This is a genomic window from Anabaena sp. TISTR 8404 (assembly GCF_056847745.1).
The window spans coordinates 3,700,332-3,720,563 of sequence record NZ_CP180578.1 but is presented as its reverse complement, the minus strand read 5'-3'; the positions used below and the strand labels follow the sequence as shown (position 1 = coordinate 3,720,563).

The following is a 20,232-nucleotide window of genomic DNA, read 5'->3' as shown; positions in this document are numbered from 1 at the left end:
ATTAAAATCGTGACTCATCTTCAAATCATCTCAGAATACAAATGTTTTGACGGTAAACTTGGTTTTTACTCTCATGCTTCCGCAACTTGCAACAGTGAAATGCGCTTTGCTGTTTATCAGCCCCCACAATCAGCACACAAACCAGTACCAGTTCTCTACTTTCTGTCTGGTTTGACTTGTACGGAAGAAAATTTTATGGTCAAGGCGGGGGCGCAACGCTATGCAGCCGAGCATGGTTTAATATTAGTTGCACCAGATACTAGCCCACGCCACACAGGCATTCCAAGTGAAGATGATGATTGGGATTTTGGCACAGGTGCGGGATTTTATGTAGATGCTACCGTAGAACCTTGGCGATCGCACTATCAAATGTATAGTTACATCGTCCAAGAATTACCTGCTGTGATTGCGGCTAACTTCCCAGTACAAACTAATAAACAAGGCATTTTCGGTCATTCAATGGGCGGACATGGGGCGCTAGTTTGTGCAATGCGTAACCCAGAACAATATAAATCAGTATCAGCTTTTGCACCTATTGTTACACCTATGCGTTGCCCTTGGGGACAAAAAGCTTTTAATGGTTATTTAGGTAATAATCAAGATAATTGGCGTGCTTATGATGCTAGTGAATTAGTCAAGCAGTTAGGATATCACAGTCCAATTTTAATTGACCAAGGCACTGCGGATAAATTTTTAACGGAACAATTAAAAACAGAAGTATTTGAGCAAGCTTGCACCTCTGTAAATCAACCTTTAAATTTACGTTACCAAGTTGGCTACGATCATAGTTATTATTTCATCTCTAGCTTTATAGCAGACCACATTCGCCATCATGCGATCGCTCTAACTTAAATTCAAGTTTTGACTTACGTAATTATGAATTATGAATTGGAATTACTCGTGCCTGTTGTAAACAAAAAGTTAATTTATCAGCGAGAAATTTAACGTTTGGTTCATGCATTATAGTTGCATGAGAACCGGGAATTTCATAGCTTTCTACACCGCCATTTGCTAACTGACTCCATCCTAAATCAGGCTTTAATTCTAAACCTAATTCTGAATTACTAGCTCGAAATACAGTCAATTTACCAGGATAAGCTAACGGTAAATAACTCGTTCCAGCTTGATGGTTAGCTGAAGTAATAGCTAAGAATTGCAAGTCAATAGTTGAGCGTTTGATATAACAAAGATAAAGCTGATAAAAAATGCTGAACTTCCCTACTGTTAAATGCCAATTTATTCTTTCCCACAGATAAGTTAACTGGTCTTTTGGCGACAAACTCAAAAGTTTAAACAAGTGAAAAAACTGAGATTTCCCAACTTTAGTAATATCCGAATTTCCAGACAGTGAAGAGACAGTATCAAACAAAGCCAGCAACGCAACTTCTTCTCCCTCAGCATACAGTTGTTGAGCCATTTCAAAGGCTACCATACCTCCAAAAGAAAAGCCTCCTAAAAAATAAGGGCCATGACTCTGAATCTGGCGGATTTCTTGAAGATAACAAGATGCCATTTTAACCATAGAAGTACAAGGAGCTTGTTGTCCATCCAATCCTTGTGCTTGTAGCCCATAAACTGGTTGATCTACTTCTAAATACCGTACTAAATCTCGATAGAATAAAACATTACCCCCCATTGCATGAACCAAGAACAGCGGCGGTTTAGTCCCAGCCGTTTGAATTAGTACCAAAGATGAAAATGGCTTTGATTGTTCTTGGTCAGTTAATACATTTGCTAACTCTTCTATTGTCTGCGTTGCTAAAAAAGTAGATAAAGGCAACCTTTTACCCAACTTACAGTTAATCTCAATTAATAGCCGCATTGCTAATAATGAGTTTCCCCCCAACTCAAAAAAGTTATCTTTCACCCCAATAGATGAAATTCCTAAAACTTGTTGCCAAATCTCAGCCAATTGCATTTCTAATGAATTACGAGGCGCAACAAAACTTTCTCTAGTTTTCTGTACCAATAACTCAGGTTTAGGTAAACTATGACGGTCTACTTTGCCATTCGGATTTAATGGCAGCGCATCCAAGAAGACGAAGGCAGCAGGTATCATATACTCAGGCAGCTGGTCTTGCAAAAAGCGATGTAATTGACTCTGGCTAGGGATTTTTTCAGGATAAGCAACAACATACGCCACCAGTATTTTGTTACCAGGAATATCTTCTCTAGCTACAACCAAGGTTTGTTTTATCGCTGGATGTTGATTGAGTATGGCTTCGATTTCTCCCAGTTCAATGCGAAAGCCACGAATCTTTAGTTGCTGGTCGATACGACCCAAAAATTCAATGTTACCGTCTGGTAAGTAACGGACTAAATCTCCAGTTTTGTAAAGGCGTGTACCTGGTTCTTTGCTAAAAGGGTGGGGAATGAAATTCTCTGCTGTAAGTTGCGGACGGTTGAGATAGCCCCGTGCTAAACCAACACCACCAATATATAGTTCCCCTGGTTCATCGACAGTGACAGGCTGCAAATCTTCATTCAAGATATAAATTTCTGTATTGCTAATAGGGCGACCAATCGGAGCCAAAATATAATTAGTTCCACGCTGACACTTCCAGAAACTAGTGTCAATGGAAGCTTCTGTTGGCCCGTAGCAATTAACTAGCACATTATCTAGTGGTAAACGCTCAAAAAAGCGTTCTATCAATTCAACAGATAAAGCTTCACCCCCACAAGTAATGTGTTTAAGGCATAGACAATTTTCAATTTCCTTTTCTTCTAACAAAACTTGCAGTAGAGAAGGTACTAGGGCGATGACAGTAATTTGCTGTTCACAGATTACTTTCACTAAATAAGCGCTGTCCCGATGCCCATCTGGATGAGCCATTACCAACTGTGCGCCAAAGCACAAAGGCCAGAAAATTTGCCAGACTGAGGGATCAAAACTAAATGAAATTGTCTGCAAAACTTTGTCTGCTGCTGTTAATTTAAAGGTTGTTTGTCGCCAGTTAAGCTGATTACAAATGCCTTTATGAGGAATCATCACACCTTTTGGTTGTCCTGAGGAACCGGATGTGTAGATGACATAGATAAGGTTATCTATGTTAGTTGTATTTACAGGATTTTCCTGGCTATTCTGAGCAATTACCTGCCAATCTGAATCAAGACAAATTAATTTTTCTTGGTGACTTGGCGGCAGGCTATTAATAAATTTCTCTTTGGTTAAGATTACAGGCGCTTGGGTGTCTTGCAATATAAAGTTTAAGCGTTCAGCAGGATAGGATGGATCTAACGGTACATAAGCACCACCAGCTTTAATAACTGCTAAGATTGCGATCGCCATTTCTAAGGATCGCTCTACACAAATACCTACTAATACTTCATTCCCAACTCCCAAAGAACGTAGATAATGCGCTAACTGGTTCGCTTGCTGATTTAACTCTCTATAAGTGAGTTGCTGATTATTAAACACCACAGCAATTTCATCAGGTGAGCGTTCTACCTGCTGCTCAAACATCTGATGAATACATATCAATTGAGTGTTAGTTTTTTCAGTCTGATCACACTTTTGTAAAGTTTGGGAAGTCTCAGTATTAATCAAAGTATTCACCTGAAGATTTTGTTGCTCATCGAAATCAAATAAAAAGTTAGGCATTTATGAAATTAATTCATGAAATAGTAAATCTTCGGTTGCTATCTGTTTTTTTGCAAGAGCTAATGCTTGACTAGCAGTTTCAAGTTTATTTTCATCTTTGAATTTCTGATGAAAGTGTTTTAAATAAGCTTCTAAATATCTAACTCGATGGTATAGATCATCTGCACTTAGCAAAAAAGGTAGATCCGACTCAACCATAAAGCGGATAGCTAACATGGGAATAGGACTACGAAGCGGACGAAAATTAGGATTATGTAATCCAGACGTTTCATTACGCTGGTGGAATTCTCCAAGCATTAGCCCTAATTCCACAAATAAGGGCTTAAGTTGCTTTTGTACAGCGTCAATTAGTCTGGGCGCATCTTCATGGTTTACATCAGGAAATATCAGAATTATTGCTTTATAAATTGATTCTTCTTTGGCTTTTGGTTCTAAATCTAAAAAAGCATTCCGGTAATTTAAAACTATATCTGATATTTCCTGCTGCCCTATATTTTTAGAACGAATAACTTTCAGCCTGATACTATTTGAGTTTAGTGCTTTAGGGATATATGGACAAACACTCCCAGCTCTACCTAAATCTGAATGAGGTTTAGCTAAAAAATTTCTCAACCAATTCCAAGTTTCAACTAAATAAGGAATATCTTGTTGAAGCTGATCAATCTCATCAGGTGTATAGAGTTGCACCATATTTTAATCACTGAAAGTTGTTTGCTGCTAGATATTTTTACTAAAAACTCAACTGCTGCAAACTAAATACTATATATTCAATGAAAATGAATATATATTTGCAGTTCATCTTTTTATGTTGAGTTCTTACGAAATCTATTTATTTAATAAAATAAATTCTGATTATATTAATACTACCTAAAGATAGATATTACGCTTGATTTATATAACCAAAAAAATACTCTATCTTTGATTAGATAGAGTATATATGCAATACTATGATTGCCATAATTTTTATTAAAAAAATAAAAATATTGGAGTAACCTTTGCTTGTTTTTATAGCTAAGTGTGTTGCTTAATCTGTAGCAACAAAGCTAATAAACAAGCATTTATTTACTAAGCGTGTAGTAGCTATATTTGTATAAACTTTCTAAAACTTCTCATAACTCTACACCATACACAATATTTAACTAGTTAATTCATAAAAACTTTATGTAAAAACCCGTTCTAAAAACTATTTATAAAAAAAGTATTAAGCCATTATGCTATAATTTGTTTAAGCATCAATAGATATACTTATATTAAAAAAAGCGCAAAATAGGGGACTATAACTTGAATAGTAATATTTTATTTATGCGATCGCTAATTTTAATACTCAACCGATTATCATGTTATTTGCTTGTTTTGCTATCAAGCAAATAACATCCTACCGGATAGGCACAAGAATATACAGCAGATTGCAGGTGAATGAGGTACAAGTTTTCACCAAAAAGCAATGTACAACAAGACTTTCGAGCCTATTCCCTGTCCCCTGTTCCCTGTTCCCTGCTGTATATTAAAAAATCGCCTTTATGGGACTTGCAGAAAATAAAACATCCAATTTTTAAGAGAGGATATTTGTCTTTTTCCCTCTGCTCCCAGCCCCCAGCCCCCTACCTACACAGTGATAGTATATCTTTTTAGTTGGAAGTACCTATATTGGCTGGTGTTTTTAGCTTTACCAAAGTTAGAGTTTTTCGGTATGTTAATTATTCAACCTAATATTTAGCAATAATTTCTAATTCGATATCTTGTGAAAACCTTTAGGTAAATACAAAAATCATCAATCATGCCTAAACAAATACCCAAGTTTTTGAAGACTTTGGATATCTGACCCTTGTGGTTTTTGTAAATCATAACGTTGTGATAAATAATGGTATTGAAATAAAAATTAATAATATAAAAATTTTTGTAAATAAAAGTGATGCAAATTGATAGGAAAAATTTGCATAAACCAGAGATAATACTAAAAAATTGAGAGACAGAAAAATCATTAATTTTGACAGAGCATTGATGCTAAAAACGGCTTCGCCTTCAGGGGAGAATTCACAAATGAAGACTCCGGCGGAATCAACCTGAAGGCAATTGTATGGAAGCAGACGATAAGTGAAATCGCAAAAGTTAAGAGAGAGTTTAGATTTATATGGCTAACAGCAGTGCAATGACAGCAGCGCTAAGTTTAAGCGCAAAGATGCCTTTTCCCCTCAAGCGTTTAGCAGATTTAGCATATAACTATTGGTGGAGTTGGAGTAGTGATCGCATATCATTATTTCAAAGCATCGATCCCCAAGAATGGGAACGTTGTGGACATAACCCAGTAGCGATTTTAGAGTCAGCAAGTTACGAACGTCTGACACAACTAGCAGAAGACCCACTGTACCTGAAGCAGATTTCTGCCTTAGTCAAAGAATTTGACCAATACATGGCACAGCAAGATACTTGGGTGAGTCGAGTAGCACCGCAAGTTTCTGCTGAACACCCAATTGCTTATTTTTGCGCCGAATTTGGCATCCATGAATCTCTACCGATTTACTCTGGCGGCTTGGGTATTCTAGCCGGAGATCACCTGAAATCATCCTCAGATTTGGGTGTACCGATGGTGGGTGTTGGCTTATTGTATCGCCAAGGCTACTTTCGGCAACGCTTGAACCGCCAAGGTTGGCAAGAAGACTATTATCTGGATAACCCCTTCCACAAAATGCCCCTGGAGTTAATTAAAACCGCCCAAGGGGAACCACTAACTATCCAGATAGAGATTCGCCAACGGCAAGTAAAAGTGCAAATTTGGCAAGTGCAAGTCGGGCGTGTAACTTTATATTTACTAGATAGCGATCGCCAAGACAACGATCCCATCGACCGCTGGCTGACAGGACATTTGTATGGCGGTAACTTAGAAACCCGCATTGCCCAAGAAGTCGTCCTAGGCATTGGTGGAGTCAGGGCTTTAACCGCCTTGGGAATTAAACCTGCTGTGCATCACCTCAACGAAGGACACGCTGCCTTCTGCACCCTAGAAATTGCCCGCCAAGAAATTGAACGTACAGGCAAATCCTTCTACGATATTGAAGCCAGCGTCAAAAAAAGCTGTGTATTCACCACCCACACCCCTGTACCCGCAGGTCACGATGTCTTCTCACCCGATTTAATAGACTCCTACTTTGCCCAATACTGGCCGCAATTAGGACTATCCCGCGAACAATTTCTCGCTTTAGGGGCGCGGAGACTCGGCGACCCTTGGGAACCCTTTGGTATGACCGTTTTAGCATTGCGGATGTGTCGTGCTTGCAACGGCGTAAGTGAATTACACGGCAAAGTCTCCCGGAAAATGTGGACTGTTCTTTATCCACACCGCACAGAAGACACAGTTCCAATTGGTTACATTACCAATGGTGTTCATGCACCCACTTGGACTGCACCTTTAATGGCTGACTTATATGACCAGTATTTAGGTGAAGACTGGAAAACTCGTGCCATTGATCCCAAGATGTGGACGAAAGTTGATGAAATTCCTGACGAAGAACTCTGGGCAAGACATCAAATACTCAAAGAAAGACTAATTGCTTACACTCGTTATAAAGTCAAAAAATCACGCGAACAACGGGGTGAAGATTATCAAAGTCTTCAAGCCGTTGACAACTTGCTTGACCCAAATATCTTAACCATTGGTTTCGCTAGACGCTTCAGCCCTTACAAACGGGGCGATTTGATTTTACGCGATGCCCAAAGGGCTGTGAAGATTTTTGGCAATGCCCAACGTCCAGTACAGATTGTCTTTGCAGGGAAAGCACACCCAGCCGATGAAGAAGGTAAACGCATTATCCAACGCCTGATGGAATGGTGTCATAATTCGGGAATTATCCACCGAGTTGCCTTTATTGAAGATTACGATATTCACACTGGACAAAAACTCGTTCAGGGCGTTGATGTTTGGTTAAATAACCCCCGTCGCCCCCTCGAAGCATCCGGTACAAGTGGACAAAAAGTCTGCTTTAACGGCGGGCTGAATTGCAGTGTTCTAGATGGTTGGTGGTGTGAAGGTTATCAAGCTGGCGCAGACGGTAAAGGAATTAACGGTTGGGCAATTGGTGAAGATGCTCACACAAGCGACCAAGAATTGCAAGACCGCATAGATTCGCAATCACTGTATCAGCTTTTAGAACAAGAGATTGTTCCTCTATACTACGACCAAGATGCTCAAGGTATTCCTCACCGCTGGATACAGATGATGAAAGCATCAATCAAAACCAATGCACCACTGTTCAACACTGATAGAATGATTGCTGACTATGTTTCTCAGGTGTATGTCCCAGAAATTGCTGCCCATGTTGAACCAATTTTGGCTAAGGTTTTGCTATAGAGTCTTTAAAGAATCTTAATTTTCCTGGTTCAATAAAGGGGTAGGTTAACCTACCCCTTTTTTTGTCAAAAATAAAATTATTTGGAACTAGCAAAAGTTAGCGATTAACTAATATGCGTATATGGCAAGCCGATTTTTATCGGAGTTCACAGCAGGATACATCTAAACAAGTTTTATGGGAGTTGTTGATTTGTGATGCAACTCGCAGCTTTGAGTATACAGCTACCTGTCTTCAGCCAGAAGCAAATTCAAGTTGGGTGACTGAACAAATTCAACAAGCAGCAGGTGCAGAATTACCCGATGTCATTCAAGTTTTTCGTCCTCAGTCGTTGAGTTTAATTGAGACAGCTGGACGAAATTTAGGTATTGCGGTGGAACCTACCCGCCGGACTCTCGCTCTAAAACAGTGGTTACAAGACAGGCATTCTGCTGTTAGTTTGGAAAAACCTGCACCCTTACCATTACCAGAAAACCTCTGGGGTGAACAGTGGCGCTTTGCAACTTTAGCAGCTGGCGATTTAGAAACAGAATTTAGCGATCGCCCCATTCCCATTTTATCTATGCCAGAATTTCTTAAACCTTTAAATCTGGGTTTAGCCTCAACAGTACCTGTTCCTGGTGTAATAATTTACGGTGGTAGACAATCGATGCGTTTGGCACGCTGGTTAGGAACAGCACATCCTGTCTCCTTGAATTACATCGCAGGTGCGCCCGATGGTTTAATTTTAGAAGCTGGTTTGGTAGATAGATGGGTATTAGCCACCTTTGAAGATTCTGAAGTCGCCGCCGCTGCTAATGTTTATGAACAACGTAAGCAACAAAGCCGCGGATTGCATTTTTTGTTAATCCAACCTGATGATTCTGGCATAACTTACAGCGGCTTTTGGTTATTACAAACCGCTGAATAATTATAGATTATGGTTCAAACAAGACAGGCTCAAGAAATTACCCTACTTGAGTGAGAAAGCGTTTTATTTTCAAAGCAGATCTAATTAATTTAAGATTAGCCTAACCTCTCATCCCTTGACTCGCGCCTGTTTTACCATCGCAATCAACGTTTGATGGGCATCTTCTGCATTAGCTAAAACATGATCAAATTGGATACGCACTGGTGTTGCTTCTCCATTCACTTGTGCAGTTAAATCCATACCTTCAGCATCGATTGAAAGCATTTGGGCAGATGTCGCTTCTGTTACCGCACCAAAAGCTTGTGCATACAGCAGTACCGCATCAGCATGATCTTCATTCATGTGGTTGCAGATACGGGCGCTAATTTCAGTAGTAAACTGATCAGACATTTTGCAATCAAATTAAGACAACAGCCTAAATTTTAGGCTAATCTAAAGCAGATTTGTAGCAGTGCTATGTATATGTGCAAATCCAACTTGATTTATCCAGACAATACTTAAAATAACTTTCTATTTATTCAGTATTTTTTATCTGTGTTTACGGAATACGTAGCGCTTATACTGTAGCAAAAATATTAAACTTATTATTATTCCAGCTAAAAGCCGATGAGCGAAACTAGGCAACGACGAATAGTTATTGGGGATGTGCATGGCCATTATGAAGGCTTGATGACCTTGTTAGAGGCGATCGCACCGACATCAAATGATCAAGTATATTTTCTCGGAGACTTAATTGATCGAGGCCCTCACAGCTACCATGTAGTTAATTTTGTACAGCAGAATAATTATCCCTGTCTGCTAGGTAATCATGAGCAGATGTTGTTAAGTCTCTTCACCCACAAAAATGTTCCCACACAAGCCATGCAGGCATGGCTTTATAGTGGCGGACAAGCAACTCTTAGCAGCTACCAAACATCTACCATTCCCCACGACCACCTTGAGTGGTTTCAAGCTCTACCCACCTATCTAGATTTGGGAGACATTTGGTTAACTCACGCTGGATTAGATCCTGCCATGCCTTTGGCAGAACAAACTGCCGAACAGTTCTGCTGGATTAGAGATGAATTTCACAGTATTGAAAAGCCTTACTTTCCTGATAAGCTAATTATTGTTGGGCATACTATAACTTTTACCTTACCAAACGTTACTCCTGGCAAACTTGCCGAAGGTCGAGGATGGCTAGATATTGATACAGGAGCATATCATCCCCGCAGTGGTTGGTTAACCGGATTAGATATTACCAATCAGCTAATTTATCAAGTTAATGTTTTTCAAAATAGCCTGCGTACCTTACCCTTAGAAGATGGGGTGGTTACGGTTGAACCTTCCCAAATCAAAGCTCGCCGCCATCCGCAGCGAGCGTAATTTTTGACTGTTGACTTTGCACAGGTAAATATGACAGTCGAAGCATAGATTTAGGACTATTTTGATTGCTGAAACTACTGTAGACGCGGAGTGATTTCCCGTAGGGTAAATACTGGATCTCTACTCAGCACTCAGCACTCAGCACTCAGCACTAAAGTAATGGTCGGATTCTAGCTCGATAAGCAGCCTTATCCAAGCCGTCACGCCCACTACTAGGTTGGGCATTAATTTCACGTTTAAGATTAGTAATGCGATCGCTAGTAGCCGGGTGTGTACTCAAAAATGTTGGCACAGAGCCGCTATTCAACAGCTTTTGCATAAAGGAAACCATTCCCGATTGGGCATAGCCTGCTCTAGATAAAGTTTTTAAACCTCTTCTATCCGCATCAAACTCATCTTGACGACTGCGCGGCCGGTTAAGTGCTAAGTCTACACCAATCGCCACTGCTTGATTACGGTCTAAACCCGCTGCTGTTGCTACACCACTAGCAAGCGCTCTTTGCCGCAGTTGTTTAACCAGATGCTTTCCACCAATGTGACCAATTTCATGAGCCATTACACTGGCTAGTTCTGCTTCATTTTCTGCTGTTTTCAGCAAACCTGTGTTGACATACACAAAACCCCCTGTAGTTGCAAAAGCATTAACAGAGTTGTCTTCTACAACCTGGAATGTAAAGGGAAGATTGGGGCGATCGCTATAAGCTACCAATCTTTGACCAACTTCTTGTACATAACGATTCACCTCTGCATTTCGGTAAAGGCGAACTTCCCCATTTTTTAGTTCATCATTCATCTGTTTGCCAAGGTCTACTTCCTGGCGATCAGATATATTAGAAAGCTGGAGTATTTGCGCTCCTTGGAACAACAGCGGTAACAAATCTATAGCCCGACTGGGTGAGGGTGTACTCAGGCACAAACTGAGGGCGACTACGACCGAAATAACTGGATATAACCAACTACGTCGCCACCGACGATAATTTGCCGAAAAACCTTTCCAAGTCATCATAAGCATTTCTGATAATAATTTTGGAGCAAGCGAAAATAATCGGACAAAATATGAGACGAAATTACAGCTTTTGAAGTTGCATTTTGATCTTAAGACTACGGATGCGATCGCCCATATTATCCCCAGAGGTATTTATATTAGGTGACAGGTTACAGGTGATAGGTAATAGAGAAAAGTCTGGGTGTAAAGGATTTGCCGACTCTACGCCGATTTTTTCAACTCGTGATACACTGTCGCAAGACTACAACGCCCAGCCATCTTTCAGTCTTACCTCGGTCGGGAAAATTGTCCTGTCCTTGATCAACTTTGTTGCTACAATCAAATACTTTGTTTGTCTTTAGGAAAAGTTTTTATGGCTATTTTTGATTCCAAAGGTCGCTTGTTCGGTAAAATCAACATTCTTGATTTAGGCGCTGCACTCGTAATTCTGCTAGTTATAGTTGGAATCTTCATCTTTCCTGGTACCTCTGGTTCTGTCGCCCAAGTTGGTGCGAAAACAGTCCCGATTGAGGTAGATTTAGCAGTTCGGGGTTTGAATGTGCGCGACCCGGAACGCTTATTTGACAATGGATTTAAAAAAGGTGGTAAAACCAACGTTATTATCCGTAATCAGCCTTACGGTCAAATTGGAATTAAATCTGTGCAACTGCTACCAAGAACTGTAACTGCAACTCAACCAGATGGTTCTGTTAAAGAATTACCAGATCCTAGAACTAACAATTTCAGTACAGATATGCTTTTAACTTTGGAAGGTAAAGCGCAAGTCACTGAAAGTGGCCCAGTATTAGGTAACAGCAAAGTCAAAATTGGTATGCCTTTTGAGTTAGAAGGCTTTAACTACAACTTCAATGCAACTGTTATTGATGTGCGGGTGCAAAATAAATAGTCAAGAGTCAATGGTCAATAGTACATTGAGTGAAGCAGTAGGTTAGATCAGGACAAGGATTAATCTTCAACAACTGACTCAAATAGGCTTTATGGCTAGAAGCTATAAAGATTGACCATTGACTATTGACTATTGACTATTGACTAAAGGTAAAAACTGTCGAATTAAGCCAATGGTGACTGCTGGTAGTTCCAACTGGGGCGTTAAACCCACATCGTCTAATTGTTGAAATACGCGAATCGTTTGGGGGTTGTTCTCAGCTAGACGGCGACCAATTTCGGGGCCAGTAAATTGGGATTTTTGCCCCCAAATAATCGCAGTGGGAGTTGTCAACTTTTGAATATACAAAGATAAATCAAAGCACAAGTCACCCCGGACAAAAGATAGGGCTGCGTATTCAGCATTAGGCTGCTGGGCAGATTGGAGATAAGCCTCGACAATTTCTGGATACACTCGATTAGCTTGAGCAAATTGTCTTTGCTCTAAAAAACTCCGAATACCTGCTTCGGTAGCCACACCAGTACTGTACAGCAAACGATCAATTACAGGTACACTGACTAACTGAGCAAAGAAACTGCGGGAGTAGTCTTCGCCAAAATCCGAAAGTCCAGCGGGTGTGGTGAGAATTAAAGACTTGAATAATTCAGGATGAGCGATCGCTACTCGAATTGTAAACGCTGCGGTCAAAGAAGAAGCGATCGCCGTCACGGGGCCTGTACAAGTCTGCTGCAAAAATTCTCGAATCGTCGTTAAATAATCTTCAATCTGATAATTTCTGACGGGATGTTCTGATCTACCCCAACCGATTAAATCTGGGGCGAGAATCTGATATTCACTAGCAAAAGCTGGGTAAACCTTTGACCATTCATAGGCAGAAGACCCACCACCAAAGCCATGCAGAAAAACTAAAGTTTCTGTTTTTGGTTTAGCGATCGCTGTGTCTTGCCAAGGTAAACCAGTGGCGGTATAGTATACCATTCTCCCTAACGATGTCACGATCGAGCGTTGCTCAAATCCCTGTGGCTGAAACATATAATTTTGTTACTCATTGATGAACAAATACAAATTTGAGTGAAGCAAATGTGAACCGCACCCTAAATACCCGATCCGTTCATGTTTGACTGCGCACACTTGCTATTATTTATTAGCAAATCTTCGATTTTTCCACTTCTAGCCTCAGCCAGATTAAGCAGATGTAAAATTACTGGCTTACGTGTAAAGATTCAGTGATTTTTTTGTCACACTTTTATAGTGTATTTGCCTGGAAATACTCACAGAATAAGATTTAAGCAAGTAGCCTCTATTACTTTAGTCATATGAGGTGTATTGGTTTTTTGTGGTAATCTATCAGAAAACTTACGGAAAGTTTTGAGCGTCCAGAATAGTTGAAATACCTAAGATTAACAACGATTCTGAGTTCAACAAAAACAGCTTTAGATATAATTACTTATCTAATCGTTCTCTAGGTAATGGTAAGGCGGGGCGTTGTGGTAAAGCAGGCTACTCTTCAATCGGATAAAGTACCGACGTTGGTAGATTTTAAAGATTCATTAGAAAACTGCGATGTGCATATAGCTTCAGCTTGGCGGGGACAGTTAGCAGACACTTTAGAAACCGCCAAACTAGGTATCCCTATTTGTGTATGTTTAAATTTAGAAGATTTAAAATGTTTTGAATCTGTAGAGTCTCAGTATGAGCGCTGGGGTGTAATTTTCCGAAATTCCATCGCCATCCAACCCTCAAATCCAGCGTTTCCTACACATTCTGGGCTAATAGTATTGATGGGTTCACCAAAAAGCGGATTTCTGGAAGCCAACTTTGTACACCCAGTCAACTATGTTAGTGCTTATGTGACTAGTTCACAACGGCTAGTCATGTCTGCTTACGATGGCGATCGTCAACTTCTTGGCCAAACCGTACTTCCTGGAGCCAATCTCGCCAATTCTGACTCAGCTGTACCCCCGAATGCCTTGTTGTCTGTCACAGCAAACAACATTCACTCTGTTACTTTTTGTGCTTTTGATGGTCAATTTACTATCGATGACTTTCGTTTTTGTATTTAATTGTGAATAAAAATTAATACAATGCCAGCCCCCAGATGTATGCGTGGGGTAAAAGAAAGTAGCTTCACTGTATCAATCTCGTCAGGACTGGCAATTATGAGTAATTTTGACTTCATCATGCGCCTAATCCCTGGTAAAAGATATATTAGAAAATCTCGTAAACAATTAGGTAAATACTGTGGCAAAGGCTTCGTCTTCTTTGCAGCAACTAATCAACCAGATACCCAACTGGTCACTTCCAGCGTTTAAGTCAGGAAGTCCAAAGCAGCAAAATTTCAAGCCTTTTTCCAGTCCAGGAAGCGTTCTAGGCTACCTGACAATAGTCGTTGCCATGCTCTTGTGGAACTGGAAACTGCTATTAGCTCTTGTTGTTGGTGTTGGGGTAATGCTAATAACCTACTCAACCCAACAATGGAACTGGCAACAACGTTGGGTAGAAATTCAGAAATTGCTCAACGGCCCAAATCGTCGGTTGGTGTTGGCGGTTGGTAGTGGTGGTCTTGCTACTATTAGCACTTATATGGCAGCAGCTATCTGGGTTGACTCCCACAGCCCTTGGATTGCTACTGGTGCGATTTTGCAAGGTTTGGGAACATTATTAACTTTAGTTTTGCTGCTTCGGCAAATTCTCAATCATGATACCAATCAAGAACAAGACATTTTTGAGCAGCTGTTAATTAACTTAACAGAACAAGATCCATTAAAACGTTTGATCGCTGTACGTCGAATCACTAAATTTATCTCTCGTCAGCCAGTTAATGCTGCGTTACAGCAAGAAGTTGTTCAATGCTTGCAACTTCTACTCACTAAAGAGGAAGAAGCGGTTATTCGAGAGGCAGCTTTTGAGAGTTTACAAACCTTAGATAAGCTACAGAGTTTACCATCCAGCACAGCTACTCCTCTAAAACCAGCCAAGTTAAAAGTCCAAACCCAAAAATCCCAAATTTTGAACTATTAACCAACTTCTGAGGTAATTTCATACTTCACACTTCATATTTTATTTCCGATACAGTTTGCCATTACGGACTTGCACCACAGGGTGATTACACCGACGCACCAGTTGTTCATCGTGGGTAGTTACAATAACTGTTGCCCCAAAAGAATTTAACTTTTGGAGAATTTGAATTACTTGCCAAGAATTATCTGGGTCGAGGTTTCCTGTGGGTTCATCGGCCAAAATTAATGGTGGTGTTCCCACAATGGCTCGTGCAACACTTACCCGTTGTTGTTCTCCTCCCGAAAGTTGGTCAGGAAAACAGTCGGCTTTAGAAAGTAAGCCCACCAGCTTTAAAGTAGGTTCTAAGCGCCGTTGAATTTCTTTGCGAGTGTAACCTTGTGCTTGTAATACAAACGTTACATTTTCTGCTACAGTTCTTTGAGGAATTAGTTTGTAGTCTTGAAAGACAATTCCAATCCGTCGCCGCAACAGTGACAAGCGATCGCCCCGCAAAGCTGTTACATTACAGTCATTGACAATCACTTCTCCCTGAGTAGGTAATTCTTCTCCGTATAGCAATTTCAACAGTGTTGATTTACCAGAACCACTCGGCCCTGTGATAAACAGAAATTCTTTCTGTTTAACCTCCAAACTTACATCTAACAATCCATGACAGCCATTATCATAGGTTTTTGTCACAGAGCGTAATTGCACAATCAAAGCATTACTACTGCTTTGTTGTGGAGATGTACTATCTTTTCCTGGAATACTTTGATCAGTTTTAATTGGAGTTTTGATAACTGTTCTCATTGGTTAGAACTAAACACCTGAAAAATTTCAATTTAAGATTCTCTTAAAAATAAGGATTCCCAGGTGTGGCCTGGGAATCTCAAGTTCAAGAGTAAAAAATTAAAATTTTTTGAAGTTTTCAGTAATAACCACAGTCTGTGAGTAGGGAGTAGGTATCAATCTAGTCAAAAGTAAAAAGTAAAAAGGTAAAAAACTAGATTTTTTTGACTTTTGCCTTTTAATTTTTGCCTTCCTAATCCCTATTCCCTAAATCGCATTTTTCGCTGTTAAGCGGTAAACAAAAGCTTTGACTGCAAACTCTGGCAAAGCCAACATCCGTCGCCAACGCCAAGGTTCTTTATACAAACGATACAGCCATTCCAAATGATTATTTCCTAACCAAGCAGGAGCGCGTGTTTTGGTTCCTGACCAAATATCAAAACTACCGCCTACACCAATCCAAATTGCTTGCGGGCATAAATGGCGGTTTTGGGCAATCCATAATTCTTGACGTGGTACTCCCAAACCTACCAAAATTACTTGAGGCTGTAATTCGGCAAGAGTTTGGAGCAATTGGGCTTCTTCTTCTTTGGAATGATAGCCAGAATGAGTACCTACTATATTTAAATCGGGAACTTGCTGTTGCCAGAAATCTGCGGCTTTTGTCGCTACCCCAGGTGCGCCACCGTAAAAAAATACCTTTGTCTGTTTTTGCTTGTGTCCAATTTCTCGCAGTAATGTCTCTGCCAATTCAATTCCTGGACAACGTTGAACTTTTTGCCAGAACAGCCACTGCAAATACAAAACAACTCCAGCACCATCAGGAATTACTAACTCAGCATCATGAATTACCTTGGCTAGTGCGTTGTTTCGCTCTGCTTGCATGGTCATTTCTGCATTGAGCGTAACCACATGAGTTCCTCTGCTGTGTTGCAGGCATTCTAGCAACCAGCCCGGATAGTTACTCATAACATGAACTGGTATTCCCAGTACCGAAAATACTTTAGGCGGTTTAGACATAGCCTATTCTCGATTAGCCTCACATCACACCAGATTGTCTCGAACGATAGTTTATCAAATATTTTAATAAGTCGCTTGGGCAATTTTGGGCAATTAGTAGTTCTCAAAGTATAGAGATAATAGTCCTGAAGTTCTTCCTATCAGCGGATGATAAGCGGCAAAGTCTTAATCTTTACCACGATTTTTAGTGATTAAATTTTCTAATGATTAGCAAATTTATTGATTTGCTATGTTTCATAGCTAACCGTCATCTGAAGACAATATTTACTTGCGATCGCATTCTGGTTATCGTATTGAGTATTTGACAAATATGAATCTGTTGTAAATCAACCAGTATACTCATAAAAAAGGAGGTTAGCTTTTCACTAGCCTCAGACTAAGTAGACTAAAAAAGTCTTTGACAGGGTGCAGCATTGACCAGCTATTATCTGACACGCTTGGGATTAGTTCATATAGTTCTAAAATTTATGTCTGCTTACCTGCCAAATTATCAAACAAAATTAAACTAATTGAGGTCAGTATTTATATCTAAGGTATAACTAGACAAATTTTCATATGCAATCAAATGTTCGCGCGATAATTCCTCACCCACCCAATTAGCAAAACTACTAAACACCAAATTTACCTCAGCAAAAATTCTATATTTATTTTTTACAAATGTTTTTCAACGACAATCTATTAAGATTTTTGAATCAACTCGGTTTGACAGTTCAGTTAGTTTAACGGGCAGAAGTTGACAATGAATAAAATCCGTATTGTTTTGATCGAAGATCATGACCTCACCCGTGTTGGGATTCGGACAGCACTACAGCAAAAAGCAGAAATTGAGGTGATAGGTGAAGCAGCCAATGCAACAGAAGGCTTAAAATTGTTAAAAATACTACAACCAGATATTGCGATCGTCGATATTGGGTTACCTGATAAAGATGGGATTGCCCTGACAAGAGAAATTAAAGCCACTGTTACTGGAGAAGATGCCACAAGAGTCTTGATTTTAACACTTCGAGACAATAAAGAAGCTGTTTTAGCGGCTTTTGCGGCTGGGGCAGATTCTTACTGTATGAAAGATATCAAGTTTGATAATTTGCTAGAAGCAATACGAGTTACTTACAATGGCAACGCTTGGATTGATCCCGCGATCGCCAGAATTGTGTTACAACAGGCACAACAAAATTCACCTAAACAGGAAATACTTCCAACAAACAACCAAAATAGCCCTGAAAATCAAGAGATTGAGGAAATAGAGGAAATAATTGACCCTTATACCCTGACAGAACGAGAGTTAGAAGTGTTACAGTTAATTGTCGAAGGTTGTAGCAATGCAGTTATAGCTGAACGACTTTATATTACCGTTGGGACTGTAAAAACACACGTCCGGAATATTTTGAATAAGCTATGCGCTGATGACCGTACCCAAGCAGCAGTAAGAGCGTTGCGTTCTGGGTTGGTCGGATGAAGTTATTTCAGGGTGTATCAACCCTGAAATAAATTGAGGAAGAAGCTAACTTTGAGTGAATTTATGAGTTCAAAGTGGGTAACTTCTATAATTAGGGCTAGTTTTTTATTTTTTTGTAGGTTGTCATTGGGTGGGATAAAAATTGCATTATCTCGCCACACAAGTATCGGAAATTAAAGTCAAATATGACTGAAACAGAGGTAGAAAAACTCAAGCTCATGATTGTCGATGATGAGCTAGACAATTTGGATTTACTCTACCGCACTTTTAGGCGAGATTTTCAAGTATTTAAAGCCAATCATGCCCTAAGTGCGCTGGAAATATTGGAGAAAGAAGGTGAGATGGCCGTAATCATCTCAGATCAAAGAATGCCAGAAATGAATGGCACTGAATTTCTCAGTCGCACGGTAGAGCGATTTCCCGATACGATCAGGATTTTACTAACTGGTTTTACGGATGTTGAAGATTTGGTGGATGCGATTAACTCCGGTCAAGTGTTCAAATACATCACTAAACCTTGGAATCCTGAACGGTTAAAGGTATTAGTTGAACAAGCTACTGATACATATCGCTTAGTTAAGCAACGCACCCAAGAGTTGCGTCGTTCGCTGCGACGAGAATCTTTATTTAATGAGGTGACAACAGCAATTCGCGAGTCTCTCGATTATGGCAATATGTTGCAGAAAATTGTTGCCACTATTGGACAAACCTTTGATGCGACTTGTTGCTTGCTGATCCCAGTGGAAGGCGATCGCCTAACAAGTGATAAATTCTCTTATCAAGACGCAAAATCTTCTGCATTAAATTGTGCCTTTGACCATAGTCTGTTTGAGAAAGTTGTCGAAACTCGTCATTACCAACTCAATCAAGATACCTTTGATGGCAACCCTTGTAACCATCTGGTAGTACCTCTGACCTATCAGCAGCAACTATTGGCTGTACTGGCTCTTGATCAGTATGGACGCGAAGACCTTTGGCCAGATGAAGACATCAAATTAATTACAGGTGTAGCTGACCAAGCAGCTATAGGTCTTTTCCAGGCCAAACTCTACCAACGTCTTCAAGAAAAACAAGAGCAAATTAGAGCTGAGTTAGAAGTAGCACGCCAAATTCAAAATAATCTGCTGCGGCAAACTTTACCTGATATCAAAGGCGCAAAGTTACAAGCCTGCTGCTATCCAGCACGAGAAGTCGGAGGCGATTTTTTTGAAGTATTCGTCCACCCCAAAGGAGATTTATGGTTAGCAGTAGGTGATGTTTCTGGAAAAGGTGTGCCTGCGGCTTTATTTATGGCTAGTGCCATTTCTGTACTGCGCCGTGAGTTATCTCAAGAAACACCCGCCGAACCCCATGTAATTATCAAGAATCTCAATCACGCTCTGTGCAATGACTTAATTAGTAACAATTGCTTTATTACACTCGTATTAGCTTGTTACACCCCTACTACAGGAGAACTAGTCTACGCGAATGCGGGACATATCTACCCTCTGCTGTGGTCACGTCAAGCTGTCTCCACTGAACAACCTAACTATCTCAAAGTACGCGGCATTCCTCTAGGTATTTTGCCTACTTGGCAAGCACAGTCAGGACGCGAGCTTCTCTCTTCGGGAGATACTTTACTGTTAGCTAGTGATGGGATTACTGAAGCAACAGTATCAAATGAGTTAATAAAATGCGGAAAAATAGATGGCGATTTTGCGACAGTTAGTCACTCTATGCTGAATCAAGAAGGTCTTTGGCAACTTCTGCAAATGGAGCCACAACCACTTTCTCTGAACCATTTACTAGCTCGTATTCAAGCAAATAATCAAGTTCAAGAAGACGATCAAACTATACTTTCACTAGAGGTTTTATAA

The 20,232-nt window shown here is 40.1% G+C and carries 16 protein-coding genes; 9 read left to right on the top strand and 7 right to left on the bottom strand.

Annotated elements, in window-relative coordinates:
- The first annotated feature begins 9 nt into the window (after positions 1 to 9).
- Positions 10 to 852, top strand: coding sequence for an S-formylglutathione hydrolase (fghA, locus tag ACMX3D_RS16045; protein WP_482746890.1), 843 nt, complete (start codon positions 10 to 12; stop codon positions 850 to 852).
- 22 nt (positions 853 to 874) lie between these two features.
- On the opposite strand, the gene ACMX3D_RS16040 is transcribed toward fghA, so the two are convergent.
- Together ACMX3D_RS16040 and ACMX3D_RS16035 are read right to left on the bottom strand one after the other, a co-directional pair.
- On the bottom strand, positions 875 to 3,601 hold the full coding sequence (locus tag ACMX3D_RS16040; protein WP_482746889.1) for a non-ribosomal peptide synthetase: 2,727 nt from the start codon (positions 3,599 to 3,601) through the stop codon (positions 875 to 877).
- Positions 3,602 to 4,291 carry a DUF6875 domain-containing protein gene (locus ACMX3D_RS16035; RefSeq protein ID WP_482746888.1) on the bottom strand — a complete coding sequence of 230 codons (690 nt, stop codon included), beginning with the start codon at positions 4,289 to 4,291 and terminating at the stop codon, positions 3,602 to 3,604. It abuts the gene before it with no gap.
- A 1,441-nt stretch (positions 4,292 to 5,732) separates the two neighbouring features.
- Between ACMX3D_RS16035 and glgP the strand changes: the two genes are divergently transcribed.
- Together glgP and ACMX3D_RS16025 are read left to right on the top strand one after the other, a co-directional pair.
- Positions 5,733 to 7,946 (top strand): alpha-glucan family phosphorylase, encoded by a 2,214-nt coding sequence (gene glgP / locus ACMX3D_RS16030; protein ID WP_482746887.1) that lies wholly within the window; start codon positions 5,733 to 5,735, stop codon positions 7,944 to 7,946.
- A 113-nt stretch (positions 7,947 to 8,059) separates the two neighbouring features.
- On the top strand, positions 8,060 to 8,854 hold the full coding sequence (locus ACMX3D_RS16025) for a Tab2 family RNA-binding protein (RefSeq protein ID WP_482746886.1): 795 nt from the start codon (positions 8,060 to 8,062) through the stop codon (positions 8,852 to 8,854).
- Positions 8,855 to 8,962: 108 nt separating this feature from the next.
- Here ACMX3D_RS16025 and ACMX3D_RS16020 read toward each other — a convergent pair whose 3' ends face one another.
- Positions 8,963 to 9,244 (bottom strand): DUF2470 domain-containing protein, encoded by a 282-nt coding sequence (locus ACMX3D_RS16020; protein ID WP_482746885.1) that lies wholly within the window; start codon positions 9,242 to 9,244, stop codon positions 8,963 to 8,965.
- Positions 9,245 to 9,460: 216 nt separating this feature from the next.
- Here ACMX3D_RS16020 and ACMX3D_RS16015 point away from each other — a divergent pair, with 216 nt between their 5' ends.
- On the top strand, positions 9,461 to 10,219 hold the full coding sequence (locus ACMX3D_RS16015) for a metallophosphoesterase family protein (protein ID WP_482746884.1): 759 nt from the start codon (positions 9,461 to 9,463) through the stop codon (positions 10,217 to 10,219).
- 151 nt (positions 10,220 to 10,370) lie between these two features.
- Here the strand turns inward: ACMX3D_RS16015 and ACMX3D_RS16010 are convergent, their stop codons facing one another.
- Positions 10,371 to 11,225, bottom strand: a complete 855-nt coding sequence (locus tag ACMX3D_RS16010) for a M48 family metallopeptidase (RefSeq protein ID WP_482746883.1) — start codon at positions 11,223 to 11,225, stop codon at positions 10,371 to 10,373.
- A 352-nt stretch (positions 11,226 to 11,577) separates the two neighbouring features.
- On the opposite strand from ACMX3D_RS16010, the gene ACMX3D_RS16005 reads away from it, so the two are divergent.
- Positions 11,578 to 12,111 (top strand): DUF4330 domain-containing protein, encoded by a 534-nt coding sequence (locus ACMX3D_RS16005; protein WP_482746882.1) that lies wholly within the window; start codon positions 11,578 to 11,580, stop codon positions 12,109 to 12,111.
- A 129-nt stretch (positions 12,112 to 12,240) separates the two neighbouring features.
- On the opposite strand, the gene ACMX3D_RS16000 is transcribed toward ACMX3D_RS16005, so the two are convergent.
- Positions 12,241 to 13,143, bottom strand: coding sequence for an alpha/beta fold hydrolase (locus tag ACMX3D_RS16000; RefSeq protein ID WP_482746881.1), 903 nt, complete (start codon positions 13,141 to 13,143; stop codon positions 12,241 to 12,243).
- A 455-nt stretch (positions 13,144 to 13,598) separates the two neighbouring features.
- Here ACMX3D_RS16000 and ACMX3D_RS15995 point away from each other — a divergent pair, with 455 nt between their 5' ends.
- Together ACMX3D_RS15995 and ACMX3D_RS15990 are read left to right on the top strand one after the other, a co-directional pair.
- Positions 13,599 to 14,174: a hypothetical protein gene (locus ACMX3D_RS15995; protein ID WP_482746880.1), complete on the top strand. Its 576-nt coding sequence runs from the start codon at positions 13,599 to 13,601 to the stop codon at positions 14,172 to 14,174.
- A gap of 178 nt (positions 14,175 to 14,352) precedes the next feature.
- Positions 14,353 to 15,132 (top strand): hypothetical protein, encoded by a 780-nt coding sequence (locus tag ACMX3D_RS15990; protein ID WP_482746879.1) that lies wholly within the window; start codon positions 14,353 to 14,355, stop codon positions 15,130 to 15,132.
- 39 nt (positions 15,133 to 15,171) lie between these two features.
- On the opposite strand, the gene ftsE is transcribed toward ACMX3D_RS15990, so the two are convergent.
- On the bottom strand, positions 15,172 to 15,921 hold the full coding sequence (ftsE, locus tag ACMX3D_RS15985; protein WP_482746878.1) for a cell division ATP-binding protein FtsE: 750 nt from the start codon (positions 15,919 to 15,921) through the stop codon (positions 15,172 to 15,174).
- Positions 15,922 to 16,167: 246 nt separating this feature from the next.
- Positions 16,168 to 16,920, bottom strand: coding sequence for a WecB/TagA/CpsF family glycosyltransferase (locus ACMX3D_RS15980; RefSeq protein ID WP_482746877.1), 753 nt, complete (start codon positions 16,918 to 16,920; stop codon positions 16,168 to 16,170).
- Positions 16,921 to 17,659: 739 nt separating this feature from the next.
- On the opposite strand from ACMX3D_RS15980, the gene ACMX3D_RS15975 reads away from it, so the two are divergent.
- Together ACMX3D_RS15975 and ACMX3D_RS15970 are read left to right on the top strand one after the other, a co-directional pair.
- A complete protein-coding gene (locus ACMX3D_RS15975; protein WP_482746876.1) occupies positions 17,660 to 18,376 on the top strand; it encodes a response regulator in 717 nt (238 codons plus the stop codon).
- Positions 18,377 to 18,561: 185 nt separating this feature from the next.
- Positions 18,562 to 20,232: a SpoIIE family protein phosphatase gene (locus tag ACMX3D_RS15970; RefSeq protein ID WP_482746875.1), complete on the top strand. Its 1,671-nt coding sequence runs from the start codon at positions 18,562 to 18,564 to the stop codon at positions 20,230 to 20,232.

Coding starts and splice junctions, on each gene's coding strand:
- ACMX3D_RS16040 (WP_482746889.1), bottom strand. CDS start 3,601: ATGCCTAACTTTTTATTTGATTTCGATGAGCAACAAAATCTTCAGGTG.
- ACMX3D_RS16035 (WP_482746888.1), bottom strand. CDS start 4,291: ATGGTGCAACTCTATACACCTGATGAGATTGATCAGCTTCAACAAGAT.
- glgP (WP_482746887.1), top strand. CDS start 5,733: ATGGCTAACAGCAGTGCAATGACAGCAGCGCTAAGTTTAAGCGCAAAG.
- ACMX3D_RS16025 (WP_482746886.1), top strand. CDS start 8,060: ATGCGTATATGGCAAGCCGATTTTTATCGGAGTTCACAGCAGGATACA.
- ACMX3D_RS16020 (WP_482746885.1), bottom strand. CDS start 9,244: ATGTCTGATCAGTTTACTACTGAAATTAGCGCCCGTATCTGCAACCAC.
- ACMX3D_RS16015 (WP_482746884.1), top strand. CDS start 9,461: ATGAGCGAAACTAGGCAACGACGAATAGTTATTGGGGATGTGCATGGC.
- ACMX3D_RS16010 (WP_482746883.1), bottom strand. CDS start 11,225: ATGATGACTTGGAAAGGTTTTTCGGCAAATTATCGTCGGTGGCGACGT.
- ACMX3D_RS16005 (WP_482746882.1), top strand. CDS start 11,578: ATGGCTATTTTTGATTCCAAAGGTCGCTTGTTCGGTAAAATCAACATT.
- ACMX3D_RS16000 (WP_482746881.1), bottom strand. CDS start 13,143: ATGTTTCAGCCACAGGGATTTGAGCAACGCTCGATCGTGACATCGTTA.
- ftsE (WP_482746878.1), bottom strand. CDS start 15,921: ATGAGAACAGTTATCAAAACTCCAATTAAAACTGATCAAAGTATTCCA.
- ACMX3D_RS15980 (WP_482746877.1), bottom strand. CDS start 16,920: ATGTCTAAACCGCCTAAAGTATTTTCGGTACTGGGAATACCAGTTCAT.
- ACMX3D_RS15975 (WP_482746876.1), top strand. CDS start 17,660: ATGAATAAAATCCGTATTGTTTTGATCGAAGATCATGACCTCACCCGT.
- ACMX3D_RS15970 (WP_482746875.1), top strand. CDS start 18,562: ATGACTGAAACAGAGGTAGAAAAACTCAAGCTCATGATTGTCGATGAT.